This window comes from Marivita sp., from assembly GCF_020055675.1.
Lineage (GTDB): Bacteria > Pseudomonadota > Alphaproteobacteria > Rhodobacterales > Rhodobacteraceae > Marivita.
In genome coordinates this window covers 1-6,857 of sequence record NZ_JAIPUS010000056.1, presented here as the reverse complement: position 1 = coordinate 6,857, position 6,857 = coordinate 1, and the positions used below count along the sequence as shown (strand labels likewise).

At 57.2% G+C, this 6,857-nt stretch carries 8 protein-coding genes and 1 pseudogene; 3 read left to right on the top strand and 6 right to left on the bottom strand.

Going from position 1 to position 6,857, the window contains the following annotated elements; translation table 11 throughout:
* Positions 1–372: 372 nt before the first annotated feature.
* On the top strand, positions 373–507 hold the full coding sequence (locus LCF59_RS17200; RefSeq protein WP_292288850.1) for a hypothetical protein: 135 nt from the start codon (positions 373–375) through the stop codon (positions 505–507).
* A 20-nt stretch (positions 508–527) separates the two neighbouring features.
* Here LCF59_RS17200 and LCF59_RS17195 read toward each other — a convergent pair whose 3' ends face one another.
* The 5 genes from LCF59_RS17195 to LCF59_RS17175 form a co-directional block, all read right to left on the bottom strand.
* Positions 528–1,499, bottom strand: a complete 972-nt coding sequence (locus LCF59_RS17195) for a site-specific integrase (RefSeq protein WP_292288849.1) — start codon at positions 1,497–1,499, stop codon at positions 528–530.
* Positions 1,492–2,565: a hypothetical protein gene (locus LCF59_RS17190; protein ID WP_292288848.1), complete on the bottom strand. Its 1,074-nt coding sequence runs from the start codon at positions 2,563–2,565 to the stop codon at positions 1,492–1,494. The genes LCF59_RS17195 and LCF59_RS17190 overlap by 8 nt, the downstream gene beginning before the upstream one ends.
* Positions 2,566–3,033: 468 nt before the next feature.
* Positions 3,034–4,056 (bottom strand): hypothetical protein, encoded by a 1,023-nt coding sequence (locus LCF59_RS17185; protein ID WP_292288847.1) that lies wholly within the window; start codon positions 4,054–4,056, stop codon positions 3,034–3,036.
* Positions 4,057–4,113: 57 nt separating this feature from the next.
* Complete coding sequence (locus tag LCF59_RS17180; RefSeq protein WP_292288846.1) at positions 4,114–4,341, bottom strand: hypothetical protein; 228 nt, start codon at positions 4,339–4,341, stop codon at positions 4,114–4,116.
* A gap of 166 nt (positions 4,342–4,507) precedes the next feature.
* Positions 4,508–5,695, bottom strand: coding sequence for an integrase family protein (locus LCF59_RS17175; protein WP_292288845.1), 1,188 nt, complete (start codon positions 5,693–5,695; stop codon positions 4,508–4,510).
* A 390-nt stretch (positions 5,696–6,085) separates the two neighbouring features.
* Between LCF59_RS17175 and LCF59_RS17170 the strand changes: the two genes are divergently transcribed.
* Complete coding sequence (locus LCF59_RS17170) at positions 6,086–6,316, top strand: hypothetical protein (RefSeq protein ID WP_292288844.1); 231 nt, start codon at positions 6,086–6,088, stop codon at positions 6,314–6,316.
* 3 nt (positions 6,317–6,319) lie between these two features.
* Here the strand turns inward: LCF59_RS17170 and LCF59_RS17165 are convergent, their stop codons facing one another.
* The gene (locus LCF59_RS17165) at positions 6,320–6,517 is read right to left on the bottom strand and encodes a hypothetical protein (RefSeq protein WP_292288843.1); all 198 of its coding nucleotides are present in this window, start codon (positions 6,515–6,517) and stop codon (positions 6,320–6,322) included.
* A 200-nt stretch (positions 6,518–6,717) separates the two neighbouring features.
* On the opposite strand from LCF59_RS17165, the pseudogene LCF59_RS17160 reads away from it, so the two are divergent.
* A pseudogene (locus LCF59_RS17160) lies at positions 6,718–6,857 on the top strand (IS3 family transposase); the annotation flags it as partial.

Sequence of the window (6,857 nt, the reverse complement as noted above, 5' to 3'; positions counted from 1 at the left end):
CCCACAATTTGCGCCGTTCCGCCGCGTTCTTCTCGTTGAACTCCTTCAAACGTTCATCAAAGCTCTTTTTGTTTTTGGGATTCATCGGTTCCTCCTTGACCGCAGTCAGAACAAAATGGACGCAATCAGGCCCACACATCGTTCGTAGCACGTATTGCCAATCCAGAACAAAACGTTCCTATGGAAGTGTTCTGCAAAAACTTGAGGAACCGGGCTGCTGGACTTGGTATCTCGAACGCGGAGGTCGCCCGGCGGAGCGGCTAGAGCGAGAGGCGCTATGCGCATTATGTCAGCGGGGATCGCGAACCTGATCTTGCCACCCTTGTTCGGATTGCCAATGCGCTTGCCGCGACGCCAAACGAGTTGCGCGGGTTGGAAGATGCCCCCAAACGTTCCGCTCATGACCTGCTGACACAGCGCATACTGTCCGCCGCGCAGGGCATTTCGGAAGCCACGCTTGAGGTGGTCGCTGTGCAGATCGAGGCACTGGCCGGGAAGCAGATGTAGCCGCACTGACGCGGCCTTGGTCACAACAGCGCCCCGGCGGCGTTGCCGTCAAAAATCTCGCCATCGCGCACATACCGACTCAGCATCGCATCCGAGGAATGGCCGGTCTGGGCGCGGATTTTGAGGGTCGAGACCCCAGCCCGTGCGGCGCTGGTGGCGAGGCCTGCACGGAGGCTGTGGCCGCTGTAGCCCTCAGGGTCGATCCCGGCATTTGCGAGGCGGTTGCGTAGGATCGTGGACACGGCGTCGCTGCGGATGCGGTCGGTCGAGATGTTGCCGTGGCGATCAACGGGGCGAAACAAGGGGCCGCTGTTATCCGCCAGCACTTCACGCCACGCGGTCAGAGCCGCGACGGGGCAATGACGGGTTCGGCCAAGGGGGATACCGATTTTGCGACCTTGGCCTGTTTGGTCGGTTTTGGAGCGCCGCAAGGTCAGGATTTGGCCCTCGCGCACCTCGTCGATGTCACCCTTATCAAGTCCGACCAGTTCCGAACAGCGAAATCCCCCGGCCCAGCCTAGCAACAGCAAGGCACGGTCGCGATGGTCGCGTGGGGTGTCGGCCATCGCGTCGAGGACCAGAAATAGGTCTTCGCGCAGCAGGGGCTTGGCCTGATCCTGAGCGGTGCCTTTGACCCGCTTGATCCCGCGTATCGTGGCCCGAACGACCTCACTTTGGCAGGGGTTGGGCCATTCGTTCGCGGCATGGACCTTGCTCAGAGTCGCGATCCGCCGCGCAAGGCTGGATGGGGCCAGCGTGGCGGCATGGTCGGCCAGATAGCGGGCGACCTGTTCCGGCGTCGCAGGCAGAGTGCCGCCCCATGCCGTGTAATGCGCGAGGTCGGAGCGATAGGCCTTGCGGGTGTTCTCGGAAATGCTGGCGCTAATGAACGTTTCCGCAGCCTCAGACAGTGCATCCGACCCTGCAAGGGCGGCATTTGTGGACCCGGATAAGAAAGGATTATCCCGGGTTAGAACTAGAGGGTCAGTCATTGCGCTGGCCCTCCATGATCGCGGTGCGGCAGGCGTTGAGTTCGGGGATCGCGTCTCGCATCAGTTTGAGCAACGTATCCGCCTGACCGGGGTCGATCCCCAAGCATTCCCGCTCCATCTGGGATCGTAACCTTTGGCCCATTGCCCCATCCGTTCGGTGGCGGAGCATTCCACTTTCCACCCGAAACACCGCCTCGCCCAAAAGCCGCGTTCTGCCTGCGTATGGGAAGGAACCCCGCACATATCGGGCCACATCGCTGTTGCCTGCCATCAGGCGGCGAATAGAGGCTTTGCCTTCGCGGGTGAACATGTCGAGCGCCCAGCTTGGTAAGCCTGCGATATCAACCTCGTCTGGCATTGGGTCATCTGGATTGGGCTGCTTTAGCCCGTTCTCTTGGGTCAGCAAGCCGACCAAGAGCGGCAACATCGTGCGCGTGCGGGTCCACCCCTCGACCACCAGCCATGCAACGGACGGGCCAACGCCCAAAGCATCAGTCAGTCTTGTTGCCACTTTATGTAAGGGCAAATTGCAATTAACTGCAAACATATCGGCAGCGACACACGTGGTTGTAGTATTACTACATCCCGCCACGACTTCCAGAAGTTGGCGCTCGGACATCGCGGCCAGCTTCTGCGTCAATGCGGGGATCATGGGATGGTCGGTCAGCACACATAGCAGATCATCCGCTGCCCGGTTTTTCGGAGATCGGGCAAGATCAGTCGCCAAGCCGATGGCCACACGCGCATCACCACCAAACGCCCGCCTATAGGTCTTGCCGCGTAGGGCGATGGTGACTTGGCCAACCAGTGGCAGATTGGCCAGTCCGATGTCTTCAAAGGCGATGACGCCCAGCCTGCGCCAGAACCGGGCGGGATCAGTGGCCATCAGCGAGGATACCGCCAGTTGGGTGCGTGGAACATCGCCTCTGCGGATCGCCTTTTGCAGCAAACTGGAGGCCATCCACGGCGACATGGGTGGCGGGGGTATCAGCCCCTTGAACGGCCAAGTCTGGGCACGTTCGACCAGCAGACCTGCGAAGCGTTCGGGTGGTGAAATCGGTGGCATAGGCTCCTCCATGAGCAGGGGGAGCTGGAACGATTGTGCCCTCGTTTCTCGTAGCTACTAGCGCGGTACAGGGAAGAAAAATGCGGCAAGATCGAACAAAAAAATCCGCACGAAAATCCGCCGAAATTTTCGTCGGTTTGTCATTCTGAAGTGTCTAGCGAGACGACACCTACTCCAGAATTTTCGAGGACCTGCTCATCATGACATGAGTGTCCCCATGCAGCCCGCGAAGTGCAGCGGCTGCGGCGCTGAGGGAAATCAGGGTGTGTTGCGCCGACATGCTCAGAAATGAACGTGTCCGGGTCATCAGGCTCCAGTTAATCCAACCTGTGCCAATTATTGCTCTGGGACCCGCCTAACCCCCCGGTTCAGTGGGGTTGAAACAGCGGGGACAAACTGGTGTCCCTGCCGGAGCGACCCCTGATCTTTCCAAATGGGAGTCTTACATATCTATTACAAATCAGAACCTTATAGGGCATCTGCGCGTTCCAGATTTTGTCTCTGGTCTGGGTCGATACGCATAACCCAAACCTGTTGCTCGGGCGTCAGTGCATTGAAGTTGATGTGGGGTCCATACTCCTTCCAATACTTGGGAAGCTTGTTTCGAAGGAAGGATTTCTCTGCTTGACGAAGCCACTCCTCGCCGTTGCATAACCCGGGGTCGTCTGAGAATATTTCCTGCATCTCCGCCGGTGTGCAAATGAACGGCTCAACCCCGGTCTCCGCCCGTTCGCGCTCTACAGACTTTTTGGCCCTTTCAAAGGCTATCTGCGCCGCTGAACGACCCGTAGCATGATGCACGTGCACGCTGGGCGAAGTACGAGGCTTTCGCACACGCCTGGCATCCTGTCGCTCTCCCGCGATGATTTCAGCGTCAGTCCACGCTCTGGCACGCCTTGAGCGGATGGTCGCCGGTTTCACGCCCTGTTTAGTAGCCAGCTGTGAAGCAGTGAAATAACGCCCCGTGGTCGGGCAAGTAAAAATAAGGCTATCACCCTTGTTCCGGTTCTGTGTCTGCTTGTCAGCCCACCGCACCTTGCCCGGTGCATACTCGCGATCATCGTTTTCGCTTCGGTCGAGTGTGGCCTTCTTCGTGGGCTTCGGCCCAACGTGACGCAAGAAGTCGGGGAAGGCTTGAAGGCTGCCATGGACTTTTGCGCCGTGGGTCTTTCTGCGCGACAACATGTTGCGATGTGAGCAGGCCTCCCCAGAGTATTTTTTCCTGAGTTGCATCTTCGTCATGTTGTCGAGATCGTGCAGAAGTTCCGCATATGCCGGATCATCCATCATTTTCTTTTCTGCGCAACACACATCATTGCATTTACTTATGACCATTACTTGGTCGCCACATCCGCCCTCCTCATCCCACTGACAAACATAGTTATTTTCTATTAAAGCGGGCTTTCCAGTCTGTTTCGCCTTCGAAGTAAATTCTGAGCTGGGATGCGCAATATCGCCGCCCCCACCGACGTTTGTATCTGATTTTGTCATGGCTAGAGCCTCGGGCATCAAGATTGAAAACTTGAGCTGGTTATCGACTTGCCGAACTTACTCGACGCGAGTTGCGTCAAGAAAAGCGAGCACGTCGGCGCGGTTGTACCGAACGGTGCGGCGTCCCATTTCGCTGTAGGGGATGGCTGGCGATGTGCCATTCTGCCGGGCAGTATGCCGGTCTTTTTCGAGAAAGCGGCGCGTAACACCAATCAGTGAAGCCGCTTCTTCTGTTGTCAACATGACGGGGGCCGCGTGAGCGGACAAGGCTGTATTATGGGACATTGCGTCTCTCCAAGGTACGAAGCTGGCACACCACCCTTCTACGGAATGCCCAGTTGGGTCGCTTCGCGCTACCAACACTGCTTACTATCTAACGGACTTCAAAGCAGCGCTGACAAGCCTCCTTGCTCTAACGCATCACAAGCTCTACACCAGACCTCACAAACATTCAAGATGTCCGTTGCTGGTCGATGAAGTCCGATATGCGCTGCACAGACGGGCGCAACGTCTCTGGGTTCTTCGAGACCTGATAGCCAAGGGTAACATTGCCCCCAGTGGTGTGATTGAGAAGGCGCGATATTTTGCTTTGCTGCACATCCAAATCGGTTGCGATGGTAGCGAACGAACGGCGTAGATCATGGAAATTAACGGGCCACCCGAGAGCCTTGCGGAAAGCAGTGAGTGTTTTGCGCGGATCGCCATAGGCTGATGCGCCCCATATGTATCGTTCACCCTCTGTGCGTGCTTTCAGCCCATCGAACAGTGCAAAAGTTTGATCCGACATCGGCAGCGTCAGAGCCTCGCCATTCTTTGCCCGTTCTGCCGTGATGGTGAACGTCTTGGCGGCCATGTCTACATCAACCCAGTTGAGGTTCGCGGCCTCACTCATGCGCATTCCCGTTCGGGCCAACAGTTCCATGAACATCTTGAACATATTGCCCGCATCGGCGTGACGGTTGGATGATGTTTCAAGACCGTCCAGAGCGTCAAAGAACGCGGCCCAGTCAGAGACGAAAGACTGTTTGCGCTTTGCCTTGGGCATCAGCTTCTTGGCCTTTACGATATCGGCTGGGCATTCCGGTAGGATCGGCAGGCCATCCCCGTCTGTCACGTCTGCCCGAGCCCAATTCCAGCATGATCGAAATGTGCGCACGGCCAACGCCGCCCCGGCTTCGGTCCGGGCTAAGATTTCGTGGAACCGCGCCTGAAATTGTTTTGGGGTGATCCGGCGCAGCTCCATGTTGAGCCAGTCACCAAACTCGCGTCTCATTGTGTTTCGGTATGTGGTGGCAGTACTGACCCGGTGGCCCCTTTCGTCAATCCAGCCGTCAACAGCTTGACCTAAAGTCATCAGCTTTGCTCGCTCTCGTTTGAGCTCAGCGTTGCGGTCCTTTCCATCTGCCATCTCCGCGAGTGCTTTCATGGCCAGCCTGCGGGCTTCATTCAACGTCAGAGTATCCGCCCGCCCAATGGTCACGCGCCGGGTGCGCCCCTTTACCCGACTTTCCGCGAAGTATGATTTACTCTGCGCGCCCACCCTGACGCCAAAACCGGGTAATGCATCGTCCGTTACCAGCGTCTGACCTGACACCGCAGGCGGTAGGTCTCTAACGTATTGCGCAGTCAGCTTCGGCATAGCCATCCCCATCCTAGTAGGCAATTAGTAGGCAGATCATGGGCAGATACCGGACAATATCAGAGAATAATGGAGCGCTGACAATCCCCAAAATATATTTACTATCAGTAGTTTATGGTGGAGTGGGGTAGCATGGGAGCATAGCGGCGGAACACGATTTTCGTTACTGTTAATCAATTGGTCGTAGGTTCGATCCCTACCGCCGGAGCCAAATATCCCCAAGAAAGCAAAGAGCTAGCTTAAGTCGTGTTAAGCGGACTTGGTGGATTTTGGCTTAGGGTAACATCTGGGGTAACAAGCTGCGCCGCATTCTCGATCCGTAGCTTTCTTGAACGCTTGTCCTTCTGTCTGCCCATCCATAAGATCGAATCGAAAAAGGGGAAGTGTTCTATGGCAATTATGCGCGTGTTGGACGGTGAGAAATTTATTGGTGATATTGAAGCGGAAACGGTTCCCGCCGTTGGGGATGTGTTTTGGTGGCAGACCAACGGGCCTTATGTCGTGCAAGAGCGCGAGTGGCATTTACCACCCGGCTACATTGAAGAGCACCCGCATACTGTTACGTTGCGGGTGAAGGAAATGAGCAAGACATCTACCTATGACATCAGGGGCGCTCTGTAGGCGTTACTCTTGCCACCCCACCAGCTTCATTGCGGTATCCGCATCAACGCCCGCCTCTTTGGCCATTGCAAGCGCCTGCACCACACCAGCCACCGCGCGGGCACGGCCCTCGGCGTCATATGCCTGTAGCGGCCTGAGCGTGTCCATCTGCACCGGCTGGCCCAGCTTGTCCGTCATTTCCTCGGAAACGATCTCTGCCAACGGTTGTAGGGTCCACGTCGCAAGCTGGCGTTGCCCTTCCCTCACTAGGGGGCCTTGGGCGTTTCGCGCCAGCATAGCGGGCAACACGCCAAACGCGCAGAGGATCGCATCACGCGCCGCGCCGTGGGCACCCAAGGCGTCCGTCTTTTGCAAGTCCGGGGTCAGGTCCTGGGGCTTCCAATCGGCATTGGGCTGGGGGCCACCAGCGGCTTGAACGGATGTATGCGGACCTGAGCATGCAGGCGGATTTGCTCAAGGAAGCTCTCGGAAAAAAGTAGATCGGCCATCTCAACGCCGCGAGATGGCCGAGAATGCAGTGGCGCGACGAGGGGCGAGCATT